Raw genomic sequence first — 25,000 nt, forward strand, 5'->3', positions numbered from 1 at the left:
CGTTTGGATGTCAGAATCGGATAGAACCAAGCCGGTGCAGGAACACCGGTGACAAGTAAGGAGTCTTTACATGAGTGTGCAAGCACCTACTTTAGAAGAAGCGCAGGGTCTCCTGCAAAAATATTATGGTTATCCCGATTTTCGTGAGGGTCAAAAAAAGATCGTTTCCAGCCTGCTCGAATATGAGGATACGCTGGGGATTATGCCAACCGGAGGCGGGAAGTCGATCTGTTACCAGATTCCCGCTTTGTTATATCCGGGGCTCACGCTGGTCGTTTCCCCGTTAATCTCGTTGATGAAAGACCAGGTCGATGCGCTGACGACCGCGGGCATTGCCGCCGCTTATATTAATAGTACGTTAAGCGGCAGAGAAGTGAATGAGCGCATCCGCGCGGCCCAGCGCGGTGAGCTGAAGTTGCTCTACGTCGCGCCGGAGCGACTGGAGCTGGACTGGTTCCGCGATGAGATGGGGCAGCTGCCAATCTCGTGCGTGGCAGTGGATGAGGCCCACTGTGTGTCACAGTGGGGCCATGATTTTCGGACAAGCTACCTGGCGGTAGCGCCGTTTGTGGACAGTTTGCCGGAGCGGCCGGTGGTTGCGGCCTTTACGGCGACGGCGACGCCCGAGGTCATGGGCGATATTCTGCTGCTCCTGCGTTTGCAGGACCCGCAGACGTATGTGACCGGACTTGGGCGAGATAATCTCGCGTTTAGCGTGCTGCGCGGCGAGAGCAAAAAGGATTTTGTCTTGAACTACGCGCGCGAACATGCCAGCGAGCCAGGCATTGTATACGCCGCCACCCGTAAGGACGTGGACGATCTGCATCAGCGTTTGTTGCAGGCTGGTTTGCCGGCAGGACGTTATCATGCAGGCATGACGGACGATGAACGGGCACAGAGCCAGGAGCAGTTTTTGTACGATGATATTCGCGTGATGGTTGCGACCAATGCGTTCGGAATGGGGATCGATAAGTCCAACGTGCGTTACGTGCTGCACTACAGCATGCCGAAAAATATGGAGGCATACGTTCAGGAAGCCGGACGTGCGGGTCGGGACGGTGAGCCAAGTCAGTGTATTTTGCTGTTTGGAGCACAGGACATCATCACCCAGAAGTTCCTGATCGAGCAGAACCCGATGGAGGGTGACCGCAAGGCGAACGATTACCGCAAGCTGCAACAGATGGTCGATTACTGTTACACCACGCGTTGTTTGCGCAGCGCGCAACTGGATTACTTCGGTGAGGTGCACGAGGACAAGCCTTGCGGCATTTGCAGTTCCTGTACAGACGACCGTGAATTGGTGGATATGACCATCGATGCGCAAAAAATATTCAGCTGCATTCACCGCATGCGTGAACGCTACGGGGTATCTCTTGTGGCTTCGGTACTCAAAGGCTCTCGTGCCAAAAAGGTGCTGGACTACGGCTTCGATTCTTTGCCGACCTACGGGGTTATGGGCAATCGCACAGAGCGCGAAATTGCAGAGATCATCAACGTGATGGTATCCGAAGGTTACCTGATGTTGTCCGAGGGCCAATATCCAGTGGTTCGTTTGCAGCCGCTGGCGGTTGAAGTGCTGAAAGGCCAACGCGAAGTCATGCAGCGTGTCGTACGCAAAACAGCAGCTACGGCTTCTGGTACAAACTACGGCGGACGCCGCGGACGCGATGCAATGCCTTCGGCTGTGAACGAAACGGTGTTTGAACAGCTGCGCCTGATCCGCCGTGATCTGGCTGCCAAAGAACATGTGCCATCCTATATTATCTTTAACGATGCAACCTTGCGCGAAATGAGTGTGGTATGTCCGAAGACAGAACGTGACATGCTGACCATTAAAGGGGTCGGTGAGGTCAAGTACCGCAAGTACGGTCTGCCGTTCCTGGAATTCTTCCAGAAGCAATCGGGTGAAGAAGTGGATACGGACGATGCTTTTTATGAATATGAGTGATATATGTTAGCGATATGTGATAGTGAATATGTCGTGAGTGATGTGGATAAATGACAAGAGACAAGTGATATCTGATCTGTGATCAGTGACTTGTGCCTGAAGACTAATCCTAAATTTAGAGATTAGAGATAAGACTAAAGTTTAGGAAATAGAAAATGGACACAGATAGAGATATGGGACAGAACCAGAAATGGGAACGAGAACAGAAGCAGAAACATGACCAGGACCAGAATTTGAATCAGAACCAGAAACAGAGGCAAAATCAAAAAAATACGGAAACAAATACGGAAACAAATCAGAATATGTAACTTAAAATGTGTCCCTGCACAGTAGACAAAATGAGCCGGATTGTCTTTCAAAGGGTGGACATGGACGTATAAGGTGGAAAACGAGTGTGGGTACAATATATAGTGGTTTTGATGTAATCGAGTCTATATATTGTGTTTTTAGTCGGGCGGAGAGTGTATGTGTTTTTTAAAGAGGTGTCCACTCTTTGAAAGACAAATTGGGGATTTGTTTATGAGATGCGGACGTTATGGCATACGGACTGGTTAGTAGACCTTGCTAGTAGATCTTGTTTTTAAATTTTGTTAATAGGTCCTGCGCGTTTGTTGGTACGTGATGCGCGTGCTAACGCGGATGCTGTTGCATTATGGGCGTGCTGACGCGGATAATGGTGTGAGTTGTGCAAGTGTGGCGAGAGATAAGGCTCGGACTTGCATTAGAGGTTTGTCTGAACAGAATCCGGGGCAGGATGGCTGTGGGGCTTTACTTTTCCCCAAAAAATATATGGTCTGGGTGTCCAGGCAAAGGTTGTGAACCATGAAGGTAATATTGTCGACTTTGAATGCAAAGTACATCCATACCTCGCTGGCGCTGCGGTGTTTGAAGGCGTACAGTGAGAAGGATTTTGATATTGAGCTCGCGGAGTATACGATCAAAGACCCGGTCATGAATATTGTGTCGGATCTGTATCAGCGCGGGGCGGATGTGATTGGGTTTTCGTGTTACATCTGGAACATTGAAGAGACGATCAAGGTCATTGATAATTTGAAAAAGGTTATGCCTGACGTGAAAATTTTGCTGGGCGGGCCGGAGGTGTCCTACGACACCGAATATTGGATGAACCGGATTCCGAATGTCGATTTTATCGTCATGGGTGAAGGGGAAGAGACGTTGCATCAGCTTTTGACGGAGCTTGAAGGCAGCAAGAAGTTTCATTTTGTGTATGGACTGGCGTATCGTAAAGGGGAAGAAGTTATTCTCATGCCAGGACGTCCGAAAGCGGACTTGAATGATCTGCCTTCGCCGCATCGTTTCGAAGAGGATATCCCGGATCTCGGGAAGCGGGTTGTTTATTTTGAGACCAGCCGGGGCTGTCCGTTTAGTTGTCAGTTTTGTCTTTCCAGTATCGAGGTCGGCGTGCGGTATTACGATATTGAGCGGACGAAGTCGGACATTCTATACTTGATCGAGAAGGGTGCGAAGCTGATCAAGTTTGTGGATCGGACGTTTAACATTAAACGGGATTATGCGATGGAGATGTTTAAATTTTTGATCGAGAATCATCAGGGAACGGTGTTTCAGTTTGAAATCACGGCTGACATCATGCGTCCTGAGGTGCTCGACTATTTGGCAGAGAATGCGCCGCCGGGTACGTTCCGCTTCGAAATCGGGGTGCAGTCCACGAATGATCCGACGAATGAACTGGTGAAACGCCGTCAGAACTTTGCGAAGCTGAGCCGTACGGTTAATAAAGTCAAAGCCAGCGGCAAGATCGACCAGCATTTGGATCTGATCGCAGGACTACCGGAGGAAGATTATAATACGTTCCGCAAGACGTTTAACGATGTGTTTGCTTTGGGGCCGGAAGAGTTACAGCTCGGATTCCTGAAAATGCTTCGTGGTACGGGTCTTCGTCTGGATGCGGAAAAGTACAATTATACGTATATGGATCACGCGCCGTATGAGATTTTGGGCAGTGACGTGTTGCCATTTAGCGACATTGTTCGCCTGAAACGCCTGGAGGATGTGCTGGAGAAATACTGGAACGCACACCGGATGGATCATACGTTGAAGTATTTAATGGAGCAGGAGTTTGATTCACCGTTTGATTTCTTCCAAGCGTTTGGCGATTACTGGGAGGGACAGGGTTGGCAGAAAATCGGGCATCAGCTAGAGGATTTGTTTACTCGTCTGCACAGCTTCCTGGAGTCACGGAACACACCGCATATGGATATCGTGCTGGGTCTGATGAAGCTGGATTATTTCCTGGGACATAAGTACAAGCCGCGTAAAATCTGGTGGGACGATGTGCTCCAGAAAGATCAATGGGCGGGTTATATGAAAACGTTGGCTGAACGTCCAGAAGACGTTCGATTGCCGCGTGTTGCCGGTGCCTCTGGCTCGGCTTGGCTGGAAAGCAGCGGCGCGAGTGGAGCGGCCGCTGCGGGGACTTCGGCGGCAGCCGGAGAGGACACTGCCGCGGAGGCGGCGGGTGTGATCGGCAGCCATGCCGGGGGTGTTGCGTCGCTTGCAGCGCGCGACGCAGTGGAGTCCGCCGCGGATGGAGCGGCGGACATGGGGTACGGCAACGCTTCGCGTGCGTTGCCGATGACCTCGGCCATGACCGCACAGACGGTCATGGGTGCCCGTGCTTTCGCCGATCTGGGACTCGGCGAAAAGGAACTGCAGAAGCACGCCGTACTGGACGTGCTTCCGTTCCGGCTTGAGCGTGTGCTAGCTGGCGCCAGCCCGCTTGCCGCGAAAGGCCAGACGCTGCTGGTCGTTGTATACCAGCAGCACGAAGACCAGCAGGCGCAGTATTACACGCTGCCGCTGGGAGAAGAAGCCGCTGCCATGTAGGTGCAGCGTCATAGTTCCAAAAGCAATCGTAAGATCATTGGATTCCCTTAACGGGATGAAGATGATCTTCCTTTTTTTATTTTCCAAATTCAATAGAACTTATATATCTAATAGAGCCAAAGGAGAATGCCGTATGAACAACAAAATACAAGTTGTCATCATGTTAACTAAAGGTTCAGTCGATTCGCTGCATGTTCAAATTCCATATAATACGGTGCATATTCAGCGCATTCGTCAGGTAACAGGGAGAAGGTGGGAGACTGATGCAAAACGCTGGATCATTCCCTACTCAGACGCATCTCTTCAGGAGTTTACAAAGCACTTTGATGCGCTAGATGTAGAGATTTCCCCGGAGTTGTGGGTGGAGAGCGACTTGTTGAGAAGCTGGAAGTTACGTGGAGAGCAAACACAATGGAAAAGAGATCTATTGCAGCAAGTTCTTAAGTTAAGAGGATACAGTCGCAAAACGATTAAAGCATATTGTAATCAGATTGAACGATTTGTGGCTAGTCTTCCTCAGATCGATACAGAAATCCGTGCATCTCATGTCCACACATATTGTTTGAATCTGCTTGAGCGTGGAATCTCTCATTCCAGTGTTAATCAAACGATTAGTGCGATCCGATTTTATTGTAAACATGTGTTACTCCATCCTACTGAAATTCAATATGTACGACCCAAAAAGCAGGTGAAGCTGCCCAATGTCTTATCCGAAAAAGAAGTTACCCAATTGCTAAAAGCTGTGACTAATCTCAAGCATAAGACGATTCTTTATCTAACCTATTCGGCAGGGCTTTGTGTCGGCGAAGTCGTTCGTCTACGCTACAGCGATCTGGACATTGAGCGTCAGACGATTATCGTAAAGCAGGGAAAAGGTCAAAAGGATCGGAGAACGCTTCTTTCTAATCTTGCTTGGAACATGGTGCAGAAATACATCGCCGAATATCGACCCGATCGCTGGCTATTTCCGGGAAAAACTTCGGATCGACATCTTACCGAGCGCAGTGTGCAAAAGGTTTTTGAAGAAGCCAGGCAACGAGCAGGTATTGTCAAAAAGTGTAGCATCCATGCTTTGCGGCATTCTTTCGCCACGCATTTGCTGGAAAACGGAACAGACCTGCGTTATATTCAGGAGCTTCTTGGTCATACGAGTGCACAAAAAAACGCAGCGATATACGCATGTGAGCACGAAAAATATCCAGCGTATTCAAAGCCCGCTGGATCGTATGGATATGGGAGATTGAATGTCTCAAACTTCTCCCTTTTTCACCAAATTTTTCTTCGCATATATCTGCCTATAGGTTATCATATACGTAGTTCTTATATTACCTTAAATGGGTGGCATTTACGAAGTACATAAATAAGATGTTAGATGAAATCTATGGACAGAAGGTGATATAAATGCATGAAGAAATATATGACGACAATGAGCATAGCAAAGACTGCTACGCTCACTTTGGGCTAGCCGTATATTATTCGCAGGTTTTAGAGCATCAGTTAGTAAACATGATCATGATTCTAAAACGATCTCAAGGTCTACTTTCAACAGAAAACGACTTAGATATTCTTTATGAAAGAAAATTCTCAAAAACAATGGGTCAATTAATAAATGAGATTAAAGATATATTTGAATTAAGCGTTGAAGAATTAGAGGCTTTAAAAGCTGTATTAAAGCAAAGAAATTTTATAGTTCACGATTTTTTTAAAGAGAATATAACTCTTACCTTTACAAGAACAGGTAGAGATAAATTGATTGGTGAACTTAAAGAATTTGTTGAGAAAGTTAGAGCTATTGATTCTAAACTTACGATTTATTCTACTAGAATGCTCAATGAACTTGGAATAACGGAAGAAATGCTAGAAGAAGAAAAAAACACTATAAGAGAAGAGGAAGAGAAGAAAGAAAGTGGAGGCTGATTCAGGGAGACATAGACATCATCTAACATAATATTCACGCTTCGGACATTCGTCCTTGGTCCGGCATTCGCCAGACACCCGACATACGTCGGGTCGTGAATACAGGAACGTTAGGCGAAACTTCTATAAGTAGGAGAGGAATTATGGAGAAAATTAATGAACTGAAAAATATGATTCCAGAACAATTTAGGAGAAGCATTCGTGAAAATAGAGTCCATATACGAAGTCATCCAATTGATAGGATGTTACGAGCGTTAGAAAGTGAACATGCTTCAATGTATGAGAAAAAGTATGCTGAAAAACTTTTAGAGGTCATTTTAACGATAAAAAAAAGAAGTCCCGAATATTTCAAGAAAACTTGGGGTTCAAGAGTGCTACAAACTAAAGATAATTATAATCAAGCAATAGGCACGCTAGGAGAATATAGATGTCGTTATATACTGGAAGAATCTCAATTCAAAGTTAACGAGATAGCAGAAACTAATAATAAAAAAACACCGGATTTTGAAGTTGTAGATTATACAGGTCAACAATTATTTGTAGAAGTTATGACACCTCGAATGAATAGGGCAGCTCAGGAGAAACTCAAAAATTTTTATGAACAAGACACTTCTCAGCTAAAAGTGAAAGGTGAAAATGAACTGTCAATACAAGTAAGAACTGTGGCAGTTAATTATATGCGTGAGAAGAACAAAGATAGAATAATAGAATTATATAAAAGAATATTGAGTAACAAAGCAGAAGCTGGACAAGCAGAAGAGGGAGCTATAAATATATTGTGGCTTAACTTTGAAGATAGTGATCTTTCAATTAGTAAAAATGATGTTTATCCTTGTTACTCGAGGCCCTTTAAAGACATATATCAAACAGGAAACTTTGGAATTTGGCAAATGCTTTATGGGAAAAAAGGAGATTCAATTTTTGATGATCTAGTTTGGCTCAGACATTATGAAGGAAGAAAAAGCGAACAAAATTCTCAAAAGTACGAAGGATATTTCAGACAATTCCAACAATGGAATGGCATAGTAATGAGTTTTCATGACTGTCAGGTTTTTCATCAAAATCCATGGTCTGAATTAGAAATACCAGTTAAAAGTAAACAATGGATAATGAGATTACAGAGTTTTGACTTAAATGCAAGTTGGATTGATGAGACTAATAAATATTTGTGTGAAAGAGTAGAGGCAAAGAGAAATGAACTACAACGTATTCATCAAATCTTTAAGGAATATTGAAAAGAGGAAGCAGCGTAATAAGAAGAATGATTAAATATAAATTATCAATAATTAAATATTTGATTGAATTCATAAGAACGAAGCAACGCCTAACAACATATTCACGCATCGGGCATGCGCCCTCGGTCCGGCAGGAGTTAGGAGTAGATTCAGGGGAGCAGTTACAGTAGCAGGGAAGAGGATTCAGCCGGACACATCCGCACCGACTAAGCGCATCGCGCCCGGCCACTTCGTGGCCTTAAGTCGGTAGGACGTCGTGAATACAATAACGTTATACGACAGAACTTAAATCATTTTCAATAACTTAAAAGAAGGTTAGTTCAATGAAGCAAGGGGCTAAGTTTGATTCAGAAAGAAAATATAGATACTTATTGACTAGAGAATGGGATATTACACTACCTAAGCTATTATACATAATGTTAAATCCCAGTACAGCAAATGAAAACTCAGAAGATCAGACTTCAAGACAATGTCTATACTTTGCAAATAAATTTCAATATGGATCACTTATAGTTTGATATCAACTGACCCAAAAAGGCTAAAAGAATCATTAATAGACCCTGTAGGACTTGAAACCGATAAGTACATTTTAGAAGCAGCATTAAGAGCCGATAGAGTGGTAATAGCATGGGGCGAAAAACATTTCTTTAACAAAAGAGACAAACAAGTAATTGAATTGTTGAGAAGTGAAGGAATTGAAATGTTTTGCTTAAAGAAGGCTAAGTCTGACCACCCTAGACATCCTTCGAGACTTGGACATGACTTAGATGAACTGATTTATTTTGGCTAATTATTCAAGGTAGAACTTCCATCGTATAGCATAATATTCAAGCAGCGGCTCCTTCGGAGCTTTTGTCTGCGGGAGGGATTTCAGCAGACAACCCCAGTGGGGTTTATGAACACAAGTAAGTTATGTGTATAATTTTTATAAACAAGGAGGAAGAAATGAAAAAAGAAATCATAGATCAATATGAGAAATTAGCAGCTCCACCAAAAGATGCTGATGGAAATTGGTATAGACAAAGAGGAAGAGAACTAGAAGTTCTTGTTCAGAAACTTCTAGATTTAGAAAAGCTTGAACCTAGAATGCGATATAGACCTGAAGGAGAAGAAATCGATGGTTCCTTTCTATTAGGGGATAAGGTATATTTGCTCGAACTAAAGTGGCATAGTGTAGAACTTCCTGCATCATCTATATATCAATTTAAGGGGAAAGTAGATGGGAAGCTTTTAGGAACTATAGGTATTTTCATTTCATTATCAGGATATAGCAAGGATGCTGTTGACGCACTGAGTCTTGGGAAAACCTTAAATGTTATTTTATTTGATAAAGAGGACTTTGAAGTTTGTGTAAAAGAAGAGTATGGATTTAGAAAGGTACTAACGACTAAATTGAGACAGGCTGCTGAGGAAGGTATAGTTTTCTTCCCGTATAACTCAGTAAGTATACAAAATGATTTAAAGGAAACGATAGAGCCTACTCTACCTCAAGTATTGAGTTATCAATCTATTTCCGGAAGTATTGTGAGTGAAAATCAGATAAATAAGATTAACACTGACATAATATTAATATGCGAAGGCAATAGGGATAGAGAGATATTGTTAGGACTTATGAAAAAAATTATAAAAGATAAACCTATTAAACGAGTAACTATAGTTGTCGCCATGGGGAAATATGTAATGCCTAAAGTTATTAATTCAGTAAGGTCACAGGTAGATTCTGATGCAGATATCTTAGTTATTGTTGATTCAGATGGTGAAATAGATAAAACTATGAAATTCTTTATAGAAAAGGCACATTTAAAACCTAACAACATTATTATTACTGATCCTTATATTGAGACTTGGATATTTAATGAATTACCAGATAGAATATCAGACTATATGCAGCGAAATGCTCAACGATCCAATCAAACTGTTGAACAATATATCAAAGGTATTGTTGAGTCCATTATAATTGATGACTTAATCAAAAAAGATAATAGTTTTGAGAAATTCTATAATTCCATCGTGATCAAAAAATAGTGCAATGTAGTTCAATGAAGAAAGAATACTTCACATAACATAATATTCACGCTGTGGATATTCGTCCTTGGTCCGGCATGTGCTGGGTTGTGAATACAGGAACGTTAGACGAAATCAACTTAAAGGAGAATAATTGTGAAACTATCAAGAATTGAAATTAAAAATTTCCGTAGAATTGAGTATGTTGACCTGAATCTTAATACAGCATCTTTTATTATTGGCCCGAACAATGTAGGAAAAACTTCTGTTATAAAAGCAATAGAAGCTTTACTTTCACTTAGTAATACAATAAAGCCAGATGATTTTAGAGTGCTTTCGGATGGGCAAAGAGAAAAAGAAATTGAGATTTGTGGATATTTTACTGATATTGATGCGAGTATTGCAAATTCAAGAGGATTTAAGGGTAGGGTAATAGATGGGCAATACATATATAAAAAAACATTCGATATAGGCTCAACTAAGGCAAGGATATGGACTCTACAGTATCTCTACACAATCAAAGAAGAATACGAGAATATAAGTAAGTGGAAAGATTTAATGGAATTGGGATTCAGTGAAGAAGCATTGACAGACCTATTTGGATCAAAACCCTCAAATGGAAAGCTTACATCAGGTTGGCAATTTATTGTAGAGGATGCTGTTGTTTGGAATTTTGAGTCGGAACCTGAGTATATCGAGAATCCTGGTGGGATCGCTAGTAATGTTGCTTCAAAATTACCACGATTGATTCACATACCGTCTTATGCCAATGTCGATGATATAGGGAAAGCTGATGGGAACAAGACATTACTCGGGGAGTGCTTGGGGATTTTGTTTGAAGATTTATTGTCTCAAAACGAATTGGCTGCTGCAATTCAAGGTCAACTTACTGAACTTCAAACGGTTATGTCTCCTGACAATAGTAGTTCATTGATAAGTGGATTATGTGTAGATGTTAATTCAGTTATAGATGAAGTGTTTCCGGGTTGTGGAATTAAAATAATTCCATCACTTCAAGATTTGAACAGTGTTTTGAAACCAAAATATGAAGTTGAAATGTTCTCTAATGTAAACACAAGTGCGGATAAGCAGGGAACCGGTTTAGTGAGAACTGGTATTTTTTCCATGCTTCGTTATCATTCACACTTAAAAGCCTTGGGAGAAGCTAAAACTAGACCATTATTAGTTGCTTTTGAAGAACCAGAAATCTATTTGCATCCTGCAGCGGCGAATCTTTTGAGGGATACAATTTATTCTTTGGGTGAGACTGATCAAATTATTTGTTCAACTCATTCTCCATGGATGATAGACTTGTCAAAAGATTGGTTGAGTTTAACCAAACTGTACCCTGATTCTAACAGTTATACTAAGTCATTTAACTATGGTTTGAATGATGCTTTAGAGGAACTAGGAAGTGACGAAAAGGAATTATTAAAGATGGTCAAAACGTTTGATGATGAATTATCACGAATATTCTTTGCAGATAGATGTGTCATTGTAGAAGGGGATTCCGAGGTCATTGCTATAAAAAACACATTAAATCTACTTGATGCTACAACAAGAAAAGATATCCTTTCAAAAACACAAGTTATTAAAGCAAGAGGAAAAGCTGCAATAATACCATTAGTAAAGTATCTGAATAAGCTTAGTGTTCCTTTATATGTTATCCATGATCGTGATAAAGGTGTGGCTGGAGCTGAAAAGTTCAATTCACCAATTGCAGCAGCTGTAGGAAATTCAGAATGTGTATCTATGTTGGAGGAGTGTTTAGAGGAGTGCCTAGGATATCAAGCACCTAGTAGTGATAAACCTTTTAAAACTCATTTAGAAACAAGCAAATGGAAAGCGAAAAGTGATATTCCTGAATCTTGGAGAATAGTTTTCCAAAAAGCTTTCGAATGTAGTATATAGTATGCGAAATTATACTATTAAAAATCGGTTGAAAGTTTTTCTAAGAAGCTGTTGACTTCAGTTAACATAATACTCAAGCGGCGACTCCAATGGAACCTTGGTCTATGGATGGATTTCCGTGAGGAATTTCAGCAGACAACCCATTTGGGGTTCATGAATACTGGAACGTTATATGAAATTCTAAAGAATAGAAAAGAGGATCATATGATCCTCTAAAGGCTAGAGTTCTGTAATTCACTAGAGAGTTGTAGAGCATCTTTGAAACCTTGTATGTAGATACTTCTTTCTAAGATGGATTGAAGAGAAATTTGAGCGTCTTCGTAAAGAAAAACCGTATGTTGAAGTTGATCGGGCAAAGCATCACGAAGTGTTTTAAAGTATTGATCTGTCTCAGAAGAAAGCTGAGTGTATTCTGCATGACAATCCAAAAGCTCAGTATAGAGTAATTCTAGACGTATTCTTATCAGTGGTTCTGTTAGCGATTCTAATGTATTAACCATATCCTATTCCTCCTTTGATTAACTCTATAGAGTTATTATATAACCTTATAAAGTTAATTGCAAGGTGAATATTTGACTTTGTAAAGTTAAATATTCGCTTTTCATTGATGATTACTAATGTGGAAGATAAGATAGAACTATGGAGGGGAAAAGATGAACGTAATCAAGTGCAATATACGAGAACTTATGGCAGAACATCGAATAGATGATATAACAGAATTGATGGTGAGATCAGGCTTAAGTCGTAACTCAATCAACAAGTTATATCGGGAGACGAATATAGAAACAACAAAGCTAGAAACCTTATTTAAACTATGCGATACATTTAACTGCAAATTATCGGATTTAATTGAATATGTACCTGAAGAAGAAAATTTAGTGAAAGTATATTCAAGAAGTGATTCCGTCGTATAACATAATATTCAAGCTGCAGCTCCTTGTGGAGCCTTGGTCTGCTGGATGAATTTAGTGGAAGCGTTTCAGCAGACAACCCCTTCGGGGTTCGTGAATACAGGAACGTTAGGTGAAATCTTGGCAATCATAATTATTACAGAGGTGAATTTTCGGTGAAGCTTAAAATACTTGAAGAAATCGTGAAGTTTTATGTGGAGTCATCTGATTTTAATGGTATTTCCTACTGGAGATTGAAAGAATTATTTGGAGTTGGGGAGGAAGAAACAAATTTTGATCCGATATTGATTGAATTGATTAATGAAGGTAAGATTTCAGTAAATTACACTTTAAATCCTCACATCAAGCAATTTAAAGATTTTTCAATTGAAAGTCAAATAAATGCAATTAATACTATGCCGTCAAATATATGCTTGTATCCTTCAGAAACAATATTAGCGGAAGAAATACCGGATAAATACTTAGATCGTCCCTTTACTAGAATGTTATATTTCGGTAAACCTCAACTAGAACCATTTTTTTTTGATATTAGTATATTAGAACAATATTATAACGATCCTAGATATTCTATCTTCTCTTCAGATTATTCTGGGTCTATTTCTTATATTTCTGAACAGATTCTTGATGAAAGAGACCAGATATTATTAGAGACATTTGGAATAGGATATGATAAGAATAATCATCGGGTAGTTGCGGTTTATCTAAGATACTTACATGATTTGACTCCAGAGCATCAGTTACGCTGGAAGACTTATCTTTTAGAAAATGATGATTGCGAGATAGTCTATGAATATTATCAGAATACAATTGCCGGGGAGTGGGCTGATAATGCTTCAATATATCAAGCTTTTATTGAGGAGTTATTTCATATAAATCAAATGGTGACTGTAATGTTTGGTAGTAAATTATTCAAAAATGACTTTAAAGAAGATCGACCACAAGATTTCCGTACTATTTTTATTCCAACAAGAGAGAATTTTTATAAATTTATTCATATCTTGGACAAAATGATGTCTGAGAATATAGATAAGAATTTTTTCCGAGGAAAATTAGAGCTAGAGGGCGAAACTATTCGTACCGATGGCAAAGTAATAGTAAATCAGAAAGGAACCATTCAACTTTTTGAAGAATGGTTAAGAAAATCTGTCCGATTACATGAAGAAGAAGGTTACGAAATTATAATTAATCCATTTAAGGAAATTCGCAAGATAAGACAAAAACCAGCTCATTCAATAAATCATAATTCTTATGATCGTCACATCTTTAAAGAACAAAATGAAATAATCAAGCGTTGTTATGAAGCAATAAGAACTATAAGGTTAGTATTTACCAATCATCCCGCAGTTCGAGAATATCAGATTCCCGACTGGCTATTTAAAGGGAATATAAGAATTTTCTAGTATTCTCAGAGAAGACCAAGACTTCACCTAACATAATATTCAAGCTGCGACTTCAGGAGTCTTGGTCTGCAAGATGGATTTCGAAGAGGGATTTCAGCAGACAACCCCGTTGGGCTTCGTGAATACAGCAACGTTATACGAAAGAATACAAAAATGAGAGAGGGTAAAAAAATGCAGTGTGTATACTGTCCAGCAGACATAGATGAATCCAATTCTAGTAGTGAACATATTATACCTAACGCTCTTGGAGGACTACTTGAATCTAATAAAATTTGTTGTAAGGAATGTAATACTAAATTTGGAGAAACAGCTGACTCAGATTTCACTAAAACTTTTGCGGCAATTACTGAAAATATAAATATTAAGAAGTCGAGAGTTACTGCCCCTTCTAAATATAAAGCAATTGTTGAAGACATGATGGGGAAAAAATATAATGCAGAGATGAAAGGTAAGAAAATCTGGACTGTTCTTTCTAACGAAGGAAAGTATATGAACAATTCAATTGATATAAAAACTTTAGAGCCTATAGAGTATAAATTTGAAGTTAAGAATGACGTTTTTAAAATAGGGTTCACTAAAATTGCTTTTAATTATGCTGTTCATTGTGGTATAGAACCTCGCTATTTAGATGCGGTTTATGACTTTGAGAATAGTAAGTTAAAAAATAAATTAATGGTCATTCCATTTATACCATTGAACTTTTTTGATAAATGTATTGAATATGAAAAAATTAATGATCTGAAGCATGCTATTATTTTGTTTTCTCACAATAATATATTGGCAGCGTACATAGAGTTATTTAGCACTTTTCAATTTTATGTTGTTTTATCAAATGATTGGAAAGGAGATGAAATCTATGAGTCATACTGTCAGTTGGTAGAAAAAAAAGAGTTTGATATTAATAAAGAAAAAGAAAATATAAAAATAAGTAGCTACAAAGATATGATGATAATTGCTGATCAGTATCAATTAGACTATTCTTCTAATTTTGAAGAGATAGAGTTCAAAGCTCTAGAGGCTATCAGAAAAAAAGAGTACGAAATTGATTATTTAAAATATATTTATGAACAAACTTACAAATGTAACTGTGCAAATCAATTAATCAAGAATAAAAATATGGAGGACTACTTCGGATACATGAATTACTTTATTCCAGAAAGTGAAGATGAAGCTGAGTCAATAGATCCTAATAAATTTAGGATTATAAATTATACTAAAAACGAAACACATTTGTATATTAAAGCGATTCATGATGAGATTAGTTCGAACGGATTTACAACAGTAGTTATACCTTATACAAATCAAAAAATGATGTTTCTCTCAAAAAAAATATTAGAAGTTAGATCTTTACAAGAAAGTTAGGTAATTAAGGAGAGAATATTCCATCGTATAACATAATATTCACGCTGCGGACATACATCCTTGATCCAGCATACGCTGGACACCCGACATGCGTCGGGTCGTGAATACGGGAACGTTATACGCAACTCAAAACCTCTACAAAAACTAGTAATCAAAATGATTTAATAACTCTTATAAAACGAGTCGGAAAAGCTTAGTATTTTGAACATTAAAGGAGAATGTAATAATGAAAGAGTTGACAATAGAACATTTAGCATATTTGTTGAAAGAAGCAAAGGAAAACAATAAACCTCAACCAATATTCTTTTTAGGTGCTGGAGCATCGCGTTCTGGTGACATACCGTTGACACAAGAAATCATTAACGACATATTTAAAAAACACCCCAATAGTCCTTTCATTAAAGATTTAGATGAAAAAGAAAGAACATATGCAAAATTGATGAGTTGTCTCACTCCACATGAACGGAATGAATTATTGAAAGGATATATTGATAAAGCGAAAATAAATGTCACACATATTTATTTGGCTCAATTACTAAGAGAAGGTTTTGTAGATTACATATTAACTGTGAACTTCGATAATTTGATGTTAAGAGCATTAGCAATGTTTAATATATTTCCTTCAACATACGACATGGCGATTCTTAAGGATTTGACAACGACAACTTTTAAAGAAAAATCAGTGGTTTATCTTCATGGGCAAAGTCATGGCTTATGGCTACTTAATACACCTGAAGAAATGGGGAAAGTAAAAGCTATAATTCCTCGAATTTTTGATAGCATCAAAAATGAAAGGCCTTGGATTTTTATTGGTTATAGCGGTGAAGATCCAGTTTTCGAACACATAAAAAAACTTGGAAGGTTTGACAATAGTCTTTATTGGATTACTTATAATGATGAGAATCCACAATCTCAAGTAGAAAACTTTATATCTGATCCGCATACTAATGCCTTCTTAATAAAGGGCTATGATTCTGATTCATTTATGCTGAAACTTAATAGCGAATTGGGATTAGATCAACCAAGCATTATAGATAAGCCGTTTACTGCTTTACAGGAAATGATCCAAGAAATTGTCGATATTGACGAGCAAGAACATTTTCAAGGGGTTAAAGAACGTCTAGAAATTGCAAAAAGACAAGTGTCAGAAGCTATACAACAATATGAATTAGGAGATATTATTACAGATCCCAAATTAATAGAACTTGAAATTGATAGATTAAGAAAAGAAATAATTAATTTGATTATTGATGAAGAGTATGACAACGAAATAATATCAAATATCGAAGAAAAAGTTAAGGAAACTAAAGATAATGTACTTTATGAATTGATGTCAAGATTGTATAACAACTGGGGAATTGCTTTAAAGAATTTGGCAGAGAGGAAAGAAGGGGAAGAAGGAGCAAAACTGTATCAGCAAGCTTTTGAGAAATACGAAAAAGCTATTGAAATCAAACCGGACAAGCATGAAGCGTATAACAACTGGGGAACTGCTTTGAAGAATTTGGCAATGAGGAAAGAAGGGGAAGAAGGAGAAAAGCTGTATCAGCAAGCTTTTGAGAAATACGAAAAAGCTATTGAAATCAAACCGGACAAGCATGAAGCGTATAACAACTGGGGAATTGCTTTAGGGGATTTGGCAGAGAGGAAAGAAGGGGAAGAAGGAGAAAAGCTGTATCAGCAAGCTTTTGAGAAATACGAAAAAGCTATTGAAATCAAACCGCACAAGCATGAAGCGTATTACAACTGCGGAATTGCTTTAAAGAATTTGGCAATGAGGAAAGAAGGGGAAGAAGGAGAAAAGCTATATCGGCAAGCTTTTGAGAAATACGAAAAAGCTATTGAAATCAAACCGGACAAGCATGAAGCGTATTACAACTGCGGAATTGCTTTGAAGAGTTTGGCAATGAGGAAAGAAGGGGAAGAAGGAGAAAAGCTGTATCAGCAAGCTTTTGAGAAATACGAAAAAGCTATTGAAATCAAACCGGACAAGCATGAAGCGTATAACAACTGGGGAATTGCCTTAGGGCATTTGGCAATGAGGAAAGAAGGGAAAGAAGGAGAAAAGCTGTATCAGCAAGCTTTTGAGAAATACGAAAAAGCTATTGAAATCAAACCGGACAAGCATGAAGCGTATAAGAACTGGGCAATTGATTTAGAGAATTTAGCTAAGAGAAAGCGCGGGGCAGAGGCAGATCAGTTACGTCAGAAAGCAATACAATTGAAAGAACGATTCTAAAATATGTAAAAAATAAAATATATGATAGGGAAAAGGCTGCGTATAACATAATATTCACGCTACGAGCATTCGCTCTTGGTCCGGCATTCGCCGGACACCCGACATGCGTCGGGTCGTGAATACAGGAACGTTATGCAACATAATTAATTAAATGATGAGAATGTTTTGGAGGACAAAATGGGTATATTAAAGAAATTATGGAGATTTAGACAAAGAATTAATTGTTTGAGTAATGAAGCGCTCATAGATGTTGTTTTTGAAATTATTTCTAAAAATGATAGCTTTGAAAGAGTAATCCTTGTCAATGAGGCCACTGATATTGGTACAGATATAATAGCAGAAACTAAAAGTGATAAATATCTTATTGAAGTAAAATCTGTTGACCTTATTGGTAGTGATTATATAAAAAAAATATCTACACTTAAGGATTCAGTAGGAAAAGCCAAGGAAGACAAGTTGAATATAAAATTAGTTTTGTGTAATACTGGTGATTTCTCTAATGAAGCAATAAAGTTGGCAAGCATCATAGGAATAGAATTATGGGATTACAAGACACTATTTGAGTTAGATTATTTGAAGAAAGAACTTAATGAACTTTTTAGAATTGGACCCAAAGAAACTCAAGAAGACCTTTTGATAAATAGGTTAGAATCAATATCAAGTGGAAAAAGTGAATGGAATGTTTACCAAAAGTGTATTGCAGATATTTTTGAGCTATTATTTTACCCAGTTTTAGGTACTCCAAAGTACGAAATATCAGATTTTGATGGTGCTAATAGAAGAGATATTATTATGGAAAATCAATCTGAATCAGGCTTTTGGCAAAATATAAGGGAACTATATAAAGGTGATTATATAGTAATTGACGCAAAAAACTACAGTGGAAGAATTGGAAAAAAACCTGTTATTGAAATTGCACATTATTTGAAACCATATGGTTGTGGAATGTTTGGGATATTGACAACTAGGAAAGGGAGTGACACTTCAGCACATCATGCAATGAAGGAGCAATGGATTGGTAATAATAAACTAATTATTGAGTTGAATGATTCGGATTTAATAGAAATGTTAAGTATAAAGAAAAATCATGGGATACCAGAAGCAATTATTAAAATGAAGATTGCTAATTTTAGAGTGAAATTGTAAGAATCATAACTTAGAATGAAAATCATTAATTACGTCGCATAACATAATATTCACGCGGCGGGCATGCGCCCTTGGTCCGGCATGCGCCGGACACCCGACATACGTCGGGTCGTGAATACAGGAACGTTATACAAAACCTGTGCAAGTGATAATATATAAACAAAACCTTAAGATACAAGAAATTTTGGCTAGCGGGGGATTAGAAATGAATAAAATGGTTGAGTATGGTTTTTTATGTGGCAGTAAGGATGAAAAGGTGCTTATGAGTGCTCTTTACAGTTTTTTAGAACCATTAAATAGAACTTTCTCAAAAACGAGGAACAAAAGCTTGTTGGATTCGAGGCTTCCATATGTTTATAAATATTATTATTGGAATTTGAACAAAGAAAAACAAGTATATATAGAAGTTTATCCCAACAAAGATTTAGAAGGGAAATATAAGTTTTCGAACGAGGACGTTGGCTGGATACTCTTTGCTAATATTATAGATCAAACACCACCTTACCATGTAACAATCGAAGAGCAAGAAAGGTATCTCCATGATATTTTAGCCTCATCAAATTTTGAGTATTTAAAGTTATATGAGTACAAAAATGGTGAGGAGAGATTGTAAAGGAATGAATATTTAATGATTTTGTATGTAGTTCTGGAAGGTGAAGGCATCGTATAACAATGTATTATCGCTGTGAGGCCTTACGGTTCCTTGGTCTGCCAGAGACATTTCGAAGAAGTTAATTCAGGCAGACAACCCTGTACTGGCTAAGTCCGTCGGACCAGGGGCTGTCACCCCTTAAGCCAGTGAGGGTTCGTGAATACAGAAACGTTATAAGATAGAACGAAGTTTATAGAAAGAAATTGTGCGAAAAGTCATTATCATAAAAATTTACATTATATATTAGGAGAAAACTATTATGTGGGGTATGGTGTCAACGGTGTTTAGCATCATAAGTTTAATAGCATCAATAATAGCATTGTATTTTCTTAATGGAAAAATCAAAGGAGACAGTGTTCAGACATTAAGAAAAGTGAAGTCATATATATATATTTTGATTGCAATCAACGGGATTAGTCTACTTTTTAGACTAATTTAAGTTAATAAATTCTAGGGGATTGAAAGTAATTCAAGGCACTTACGTATAACAAAGAATTAGTACATCGTCGTAAGCTCCTCGGTTACGGATAAGAAGTTGCAGAGAAATTATCAAAATGGGTATTGACTACTGGGTGGCCAAAGACAGAAGAAAATATAAAAGTTAATGAATTTATTGGTTCGCTGTGTGAAGAACAAAAACAATTACTTGCACAAATCATTCAACAATCACGAGATGGTGGCATACATGACGTTTTGGTCTACTTAAATGATGAAATAAACCTGAATGGAATGAAATTAATAAAAAATGACATTGAAATAGCAAAGGAACTTTTGATTCAGAGATGTATTTTGACTGGGTATGTAGAAGAGAAGGAGATCCGTGGCCGGATTCGGAGAAGAAGTGAAGCTTCGTTTAACATAATATTCCACTTGCTTCTCCTTCAGAGCCTTGCTCTGTGAGGTGAATTACGAGGTGGAATTTCCGCAGACTACCCTTCGTGATCCATGAATACAGGAACGTTATAAGAAATAGCCACAAAGGGGGGATAATTGGTGTTAGAATTAGCCAAGAATGAGCTTGAGACTGTTCGCTTTTTATGCAACGGTAGTAGTAATACAGTGCTTTTTGCAAATATAGAAGGAAATATAGGAAGGACATGGATCGACAGCACGAAGGAACCTACGTACTCCGTAATTATTGCAGGAGATTTCGCATTCTTACTTGGAAGTGTCGAAGCTTTGAAAGAAGTAGATATTCCATTGCGGTTCGTTCTTGAAGAATGCAGGGGGAAAATCATCATTACGAATGAGTTTTCTTGGATATCCCTTTTATCTCAATATCACTCCGATTCATTCCAAAAGTTTAACCGGTATTCCTTTAAGAAAGAATCGACTTTCCAAGTAGAACAGTTAGAAGAGAACATAAAAATGTTAGATACTGCTTTCAAAATCGTACCCATAGATGAACATATTTACCCAATGGTACTGCAGGATCCCTTTATGGCAGATTGTTGTTGTTTCTTCTCTTCCTTAGAAGAATTTACGCAGCATGGAATTGGATTTGTTATCCTCAAGGATAATCAGATTATTGCCGGTGCTTCTTCTTATACTTATCATGAAGGGGGAATTGAAGTTACAATTGGGACACATCCCTTGTACAGGCGCCAAGGTTTGGCACTAGCTTGCGCATCAAGATTGATTCTTGAGTGCCTGAGCCGAAATATCCACCCAAACTGGGACGCAGCCAATTCAGAGTCAGTTGCTCTTGCAGAAAAATTAGGTTACAAAATGGAAAAAGAATACGAAGTGTACTCTATATAAACAGTCACACGACGGGGACGAACAGGGCGATTACTATTAAGTTCATAATGATATTTGGCCCACAGGCCGTCGGAAAGATGACGGTTGGTCATGAATTAACGAAAATAACGGAATTAAAATTGTTTCACAATCATATGTCGATCGAGCTGTTTCATCCCTTTTTTGGTTTTGGTAGTGAAACTTGGAGGTTATCAAGTATCGTAAGAAGAGAACTATCTGAGAATCAATAATACAAATTTAAGAGGAAATGAAGTCGCAAGATTAATTAAAGATGAATTTAATTTATAGTACTTATGAGTAATCAAGAAGGTACCAACACCGTATAACTACATATTCAAGCAGCAGGCAAACTCCTTGGGTCTGGCATTCGCTGGGTCGTGAGTACAGGAATGTTATAGGATATCAGCGCAAGATTTTATTAAACAAAACCTACTTAAATTCATTGTTGAATTAAAGGGCAGTCTTGTGAAGTAAACTAGGATATTGATATTTTCAATGGAACTGCGAAATATTTCGAAATATTATAAGAGGGGGAACAAAGAAATGATTACATTAGAATTAATGAATTCTTCTGAATTCCAGGAGTATCTAAATTCAGCAATTAAAAGCTATGCAGAAAGCAACGTTAAATCGGGTAATTGGAGTGAACAGGAATCTGTCAGTAAGGCTGCAGAACAATACGCACAACTTTTGCCGGACGACGAGAAAACAGCTAATAATAAATTATTTACAATTCAATCTGATGGCAAAGAGGTTGGAATGATTTGGCTGGCATTAAAACCAAACAACAAGGGGGTTATCTACGATATAAAGATTAGGGAAGATTACCGAGGACGTGGATTTGGTAAGCAAGCGATGGAGGAGATAGAAAAAGTGGGTAGAGAATTTGACATAAGGAGTATAGAACTTCACGTCTTTGCTCATAATCCAATAGCACGTAATTTATATGAAAAGCTAGGTTATAAAGAAACGAGCATCGTAATGGCAAAAGAAATATAAATACAATACCTTGAAGATAGGAGGTGTAAGCATTTTATTTTTGCAGATGTCAGGATTCCCGGGATCAGGAAAGTCAACATTGGCAAGACAGATTAGCCAAGCAGCTGGAGCTGTGATTGTCGATCATGACATTTCCAAAACAGCAATTATGAAATCGTTATCATTACAAGGAAACACGATGGAGAGCAGAGCAATAGGACAGCTATCCTATGATGTAGATTGGTCGTTGGTGGATTTTTATTTATCGAATGGACACAGTGTCATTATGGATAGTCCTTGTTTGTACAGTAATGTATTAGAAACCGGACTTGAATTAGCGAGAAAATACCAAAAGAGATATAAGTATGTGGAGTGTTATATAGAAGACATTGAAATAATACGAAATCGATTAAAAAATCGAGAAAGACTTCTGAGTCAAATCGAAGGACCATCATCAAAAGAAGCATTTTATAGGACTATAAAAAACAGTAAAAAACCAGAAGGAGAGAAGTATATAGTAGTAGATTCATCGAAACCAATCGCAGATTACTTTCCAAAAGTTTTGGAATATATAAATGAATGAAGATAAAAGTAAATGAAATTAAAGAGCAGTTAATAAAGAAAGTGTGATTTGTATACTACTTAAGGAAGGGGATAAATTTAATGATATTGAATTTGGAACTAGCAGATATTCTAGAAAAATCTGAAATTAATTATATGGTTGATCGAATGACTGCAATCAAAGAACGAGAAGGAAACCCTGAGGGTATTGAAATTAAACAATTCGGGGAGAGCACGGCGTTTTATAGTAAAACCATGCCCTGGGGGCTTTTTAATAATGTAAAGGGAAGAATTTCTGAAGATGTCATTGAAGATATCTTAGACTTTTATAGTGAGAGGGAAAGGAATTTTGAGATACAAGTTATCCCCGGTAACATAAATCAAGAAGTAATGAAACAACTCCATAATAAAGGGTTTTATCAATCAGGATTTCATACAACGCTTTTTTGTGAACCTGGAAATCAAGATTCGTTCGATAATGATAAACTGGAAATTCGTGAACTGCACGAAGATGAGTTTGATACATATGCAGAAATTCATTGTTTAGGTACAGGATTATCTCTTGATGGGAAAGAACACGTAGCTGCAAATAACCGAGTGCTGTTTTCCCGTACCGGATGGCACTATTATTTGGGGTTGGATCAGGGGTGTCCAGTTGCAGTAGCTGTAATGTATGTAGAGGACAGTGTTGCTTCATTAACTTTTGCAACAACACTACCGGAATATCGAAATAAAGGATTTCAAACCAGTTTATTACTTAGACGAATTCATGATGCCTACAACAATTGTAATCTCGTTGTTAGTCAGTGCTCATATGGCTCGCAAAGCCATCGGAACATGGAAAGAGTAGGTATGAGAATTGGATATACCCGAGCAACATGGACAAGAATTTAATTGTGATGAGGGCGGGGTGGTGCATCTAACATAATATCCAAGCTATGGCTCCTTTCGGGGCCTTGGTTTGCGTAGGAGGGGTATTTCAGCAGACAACCCCGTAGGCGTTCCTGAACACAGTGAATGTTAAGTGAAATAATATGCAGATAAGGATGATAGAATGGATTCGAAGACGTTTAATGAATTTGCACGAGCGATAAAAAAGACAAAGGTCAAGAGCTGCCTAATCATGAGGGAAGATCGTTTAGTGTTTGAATACTACAAAAATCGTAAAATAGAAAACAATGCTCAAAAGATAAATTCGTGTACTAAAAGTATTTTATCCATACTTATTGGCATTGCACTTGATAAGGGATACATAAAGAGTATTGCAGAACCAGTGTGTAGTTTTTTCCCGGAATTAATCAATATCCTTGATGATCCTAGAAAACGAGACATCACGATTGAGGATTTACTTACGATGTCGGCAGGGTTTGAGTGGCCCGAATTCGGTGAATGGAATTATTCCACTCCAATGCTGTTTAGTTCGGACATGATAAAGTATGTGTTTGAACGAAATCTTGAACATAACAGAGGAGAGAAAATGAATTACAATTCTGGTTGTTCGCATGTGTTAACAGCGATCTTGCAGAAGACTACAGGAATGAAAGCTATAGAATTCGCACACCTCCATCTGTTTAAACCTCTTGGCATCACGAATGTACATTGGTACGAAGACAATAAAGGGATTAACCGGGGTGGAGACGGCTTGACGATGACCACTGTTGATATGTTAAAGATTGGTACGTTATGTTTGCGACAAGGGAAATGGAAAAACACTCGTATTGTTTCATCAGACTGGTTGGAAAAATCTACGCAACCTTATTATTTTACTTATGAATCGATTGGTCATTATGCTTACCATTGGTGGGTAAGACACCTTAATATGAACAATACAGAAGCAAGTGGGACAGAAATGATATTTGCTTTGGGCTTTGGTGGTCAATATATATGCATAATACCTAGTTTGGATATGGTTATTGCCATAACCAGTGACATGTATGAAGACTCATTGAAACCATTACGAATACTGGAGGAATGCCTTAATAATTTGCAGCAGGGCAGATCCTCGAAGAAGGCTTAATACTTAATCTAATCGCACATTCATACACGGTGCTTACCGGCTCCTTGAACCGCAAGAGGCATTTCGATGAGTCGTTTGCAGTGGACAACATTG

General features: G+C 38.3%; 20 protein-coding genes and 2 pseudogenes. 21 read left to right on the forward strand and 1 reads right to left on the reverse strand.

Annotated elements, in window-relative coordinates:
* Positions 1 to 70 precede the first annotated feature (70 nt).
* The 8 genes and pseudogenes from recQ (at position 71) to FS818_RS00260 (ending at position 11,880) form a co-directional block, all read left to right on the forward strand.
* The gene (recQ, locus tag FS818_RS00220) at positions 71 to 1,948 is read left to right on the forward strand and encodes a DNA helicase RecQ (protein ID WP_145328534.1); all 1,878 of its coding nucleotides are present in this window, start codon (positions 71 to 73) and stop codon (positions 1,946 to 1,948) included.
* An 822-nt stretch (positions 1,949 to 2,770) separates the two neighbouring features.
* The gene (locus tag FS818_RS00225; protein WP_145328536.1) at positions 2,771 to 4,813 is read left to right on the forward strand and encodes a B12-binding domain-containing radical SAM protein; all 2,043 of its coding nucleotides are present in this window, start codon (positions 2,771 to 2,773) and stop codon (positions 4,811 to 4,813) included.
* A 133-nt stretch (positions 4,814 to 4,946) separates the two neighbouring features.
* Positions 4,947 to 6,173 carry a tyrosine-type recombinase/integrase gene (locus FS818_RS00230; protein ID WP_260989751.1) on the forward strand — a complete coding sequence of 409 codons (1,227 nt, stop codon included), beginning with the start codon at positions 4,947 to 4,949 and terminating at the stop codon, positions 6,171 to 6,173.
* 41 nt (positions 6,174 to 6,214) lie between these two features.
* Positions 6,215 to 6,730, forward strand: coding sequence for a hypothetical protein (locus tag FS818_RS00235; RefSeq protein ID WP_145328538.1), 516 nt, complete (start codon positions 6,215 to 6,217; stop codon positions 6,728 to 6,730).
* 143 nt (positions 6,731 to 6,873) lie between these two features.
* Complete coding sequence (locus tag FS818_RS00240) at positions 6,874 to 7,965, forward strand: hypothetical protein (RefSeq protein ID WP_145328540.1); 1,092 nt, start codon at positions 6,874 to 6,876, stop codon at positions 7,963 to 7,965.
* A gap of 416 nt (positions 7,966 to 8,381) precedes the next feature.
* Positions 8,382 to 8,755 (forward strand): annotated as a pseudogene (locus FS818_RS00250) (DUF1643 domain-containing protein).
* A gap of 155 nt (positions 8,756 to 8,910) precedes the next feature.
* Positions 8,911 to 9,990 carry a hypothetical protein gene (locus FS818_RS00255; protein WP_145328547.1) on the forward strand — a complete coding sequence of 360 codons (1,080 nt, stop codon included), beginning with the start codon at positions 8,911 to 8,913 and terminating at the stop codon, positions 9,988 to 9,990.
* Between the two features lie 135 nt (positions 9,991 to 10,125).
* On the forward strand, positions 10,126 to 11,880 hold the full coding sequence (locus FS818_RS00260; RefSeq protein WP_145328549.1) for an ATP-dependent nuclease: 1,755 nt from the start codon (positions 10,126 to 10,128) through the stop codon (positions 11,878 to 11,880).
* A gap of 212 nt (positions 11,881 to 12,092) precedes the next feature.
* Here the strand turns inward: FS818_RS00260 and FS818_RS00265 are convergent, their stop codons facing one another.
* Entirely contained in the window at positions 12,093 to 12,380 is a 288-nt protein-coding gene (locus FS818_RS00265; protein ID WP_145328551.1) for a hypothetical protein, read from the reverse strand.
* A gap of 153 nt (positions 12,381 to 12,533) precedes the next feature.
* Between FS818_RS00265 and FS818_RS00270 the strand changes: the two genes are divergently transcribed.
* From FS818_RS00270 to FS818_RS00330, 13 genes and pseudogenes are all read left to right on the forward strand, one after another.
* A complete protein-coding gene (locus FS818_RS00270) occupies positions 12,534 to 12,794 on the forward strand; it encodes a helix-turn-helix domain-containing protein (protein WP_145328553.1) in 261 nt (86 codons plus the stop codon).
* A 152-nt stretch (positions 12,795 to 12,946) separates the two neighbouring features.
* The gene (locus FS818_RS00275) at positions 12,947 to 14,191 is read left to right on the forward strand and encodes a hypothetical protein (protein ID WP_145328555.1); all 1,245 of its coding nucleotides are present in this window, start codon (positions 12,947 to 12,949) and stop codon (positions 14,189 to 14,191) included.
* 153 nt (positions 14,192 to 14,344) lie between these two features.
* Positions 14,345 to 15,553, forward strand: a complete 1,209-nt coding sequence (locus FS818_RS00280) for an HNH endonuclease (protein WP_145328557.1) — start codon at positions 14,345 to 14,347, stop codon at positions 15,551 to 15,553.
* A gap of 226 nt (positions 15,554 to 15,779) precedes the next feature.
* Positions 15,780 to 17,792 (forward strand): tetratricopeptide repeat protein, encoded by a 2,013-nt coding sequence (locus tag FS818_RS00285; RefSeq protein ID WP_145328560.1) that lies wholly within the window; start codon positions 15,780 to 15,782, stop codon positions 17,790 to 17,792.
* A 177-nt stretch (positions 17,793 to 17,969) separates the two neighbouring features.
* Entirely contained in the window at positions 17,970 to 18,938 is a 969-nt protein-coding gene (locus FS818_RS00290) for a restriction endonuclease (RefSeq protein ID WP_145328562.1), read from the forward strand.
* Between the two features lie 205 nt (positions 18,939 to 19,143).
* Positions 19,144 to 19,551, forward strand: a complete 408-nt coding sequence (locus FS818_RS00295; protein ID WP_090921001.1) for a hypothetical protein — start codon at positions 19,144 to 19,146, stop codon at positions 19,549 to 19,551.
* Positions 19,552 to 20,151: 600 nt separating this feature from the next.
* Complete coding sequence (locus FS818_RS00300; RefSeq protein WP_145328564.1) at positions 20,152 to 20,490, forward strand: DUF6547 family protein; 339 nt, start codon at positions 20,152 to 20,154, stop codon at positions 20,488 to 20,490.
* A gap of 93 nt (positions 20,491 to 20,583) precedes the next feature.
* Positions 20,584 to 21,351 (forward strand): GNAT family N-acetyltransferase, encoded by a 768-nt coding sequence (locus tag FS818_RS00305; RefSeq protein WP_186375381.1) that lies wholly within the window; start codon positions 20,584 to 20,586, stop codon positions 21,349 to 21,351.
* A 35-nt stretch (positions 21,352 to 21,386) separates the two neighbouring features.
* Positions 21,387 to 21,566, forward strand: a pseudogene (locus tag FS818_RS29135) (shikimate kinase); the annotation flags it as partial.
* Between the two features lie 328 nt (positions 21,567 to 21,894).
* Positions 21,895 to 22,350, forward strand: a complete 456-nt coding sequence (locus tag FS818_RS00315; RefSeq protein WP_145328568.1) for a GNAT family N-acetyltransferase — start codon at positions 21,895 to 21,897, stop codon at positions 22,348 to 22,350.
* A 31-nt stretch (positions 22,351 to 22,381) separates the two neighbouring features.
* Positions 22,382 to 22,912 carry a P-loop nucleotide/nucleoside kinase family protein gene (locus FS818_RS00320; RefSeq protein ID WP_145332695.1) on the forward strand — a complete coding sequence of 177 codons (531 nt, stop codon included), beginning with the start codon at positions 22,382 to 22,384 and terminating at the stop codon, positions 22,910 to 22,912.
* Between the two features lie 80 nt (positions 22,913 to 22,992).
* Positions 22,993 to 23,784, forward strand: coding sequence for a GNAT family N-acetyltransferase (locus tag FS818_RS00325; protein WP_145328570.1), 792 nt, complete (start codon positions 22,993 to 22,995; stop codon positions 23,782 to 23,784).
* Between the two features lie 229 nt (positions 23,785 to 24,013).
* Positions 24,014 to 24,907 (forward strand): serine hydrolase domain-containing protein, encoded by an 894-nt coding sequence (locus FS818_RS00330; RefSeq protein WP_260989752.1) that lies wholly within the window; start codon positions 24,014 to 24,016, stop codon positions 24,905 to 24,907.
* Positions 24,908 to 25,000 lie beyond the last annotated feature (93 nt).

The organism is Paenibacillus xylanexedens, assembly GCF_007680605.1.
GTDB classification, from domain to species: domain Bacteria; phylum Bacillota; class Bacilli; order Paenibacillales; family Paenibacillaceae; genus Paenibacillus; species Paenibacillus xylanexedens_B.

What these genes read in the sequence shown, in the direction of transcription:
- FS818_RS00270 (WP_145328553.1), top strand. Translation starts at nt 12,534, where the DNA reads ATGAACGTAATCAAGTGCAATATACGAGAACTTATGGCAGAACATCGA.
- FS818_RS00315 (WP_145328568.1), top strand. Translation starts at nt 21,895, where the DNA reads ATGATTACATTAGAATTAATGAATTCTTCTGAATTCCAGGAGTATCTA.
- FS818_RS00225 (WP_145328536.1), top strand. Translation starts at nt 2,771, where the DNA reads ATGAAGGTAATATTGTCGACTTTGAATGCAAAGTACATCCATACCTCG.
- FS818_RS00325 (WP_145328570.1), top strand. Translation starts at nt 22,993, where the DNA reads ATGATATTGAATTTGGAACTAGCAGATATTCTAGAAAAATCTGAAATT.
- FS818_RS00330 (WP_260989752.1), top strand. Translation starts at nt 24,014, where the DNA reads ATGAGGGAAGATCGTTTAGTGTTTGAATACTACAAAAATCGTAAAATA.
- FS818_RS00290 (WP_145328562.1), top strand. Translation starts at nt 17,970, where the DNA reads ATGGGTATATTAAAGAAATTATGGAGATTTAGACAAAGAATTAATTGT.
- FS818_RS00255 (WP_145328547.1), top strand. Translation starts at nt 8,911, where the DNA reads ATGAAAAAAGAAATCATAGATCAATATGAGAAATTAGCAGCTCCACCA.
- FS818_RS00285 (WP_145328560.1), top strand. Translation starts at nt 15,780, where the DNA reads ATGAAAGAGTTGACAATAGAACATTTAGCATATTTGTTGAAAGAAGCA.
- FS818_RS00240 (WP_145328540.1), top strand. Translation starts at nt 6,874, where the DNA reads ATGGAGAAAATTAATGAACTGAAAAATATGATTCCAGAACAATTTAGG.
- FS818_RS00265 (WP_145328551.1), bottom strand. Translation starts at nt 12,380, where the DNA reads ATGGTTAATACATTAGAATCGCTAACAGAACCACTGATAAGAATACGT.
- FS818_RS00230 (WP_260989751.1), top strand. Translation starts at nt 4,947, where the DNA reads ATGAACAACAAAATACAAGTTGTCATCATGTTAACTAAAGGTTCAGTC.
- FS818_RS00280 (WP_145328557.1), top strand. Translation starts at nt 14,345, where the DNA reads ATGAGAGAGGGTAAAAAAATGCAGTGTGTATACTGTCCAGCAGACATA.
- FS818_RS00235 (WP_145328538.1), top strand. Translation starts at nt 6,215, where the DNA reads ATGCATGAAGAAATATATGACGACAATGAGCATAGCAAAGACTGCTAC.
- recQ (WP_145328534.1), top strand. Translation starts at nt 71, where the DNA reads ATGAGTGTGCAAGCACCTACTTTAGAAGAAGCGCAGGGTCTCCTGCAA.
- FS818_RS00295 (WP_090921001.1), top strand. Translation starts at nt 19,144, where the DNA reads ATGAATAAAATGGTTGAGTATGGTTTTTTATGTGGCAGTAAGGATGAA.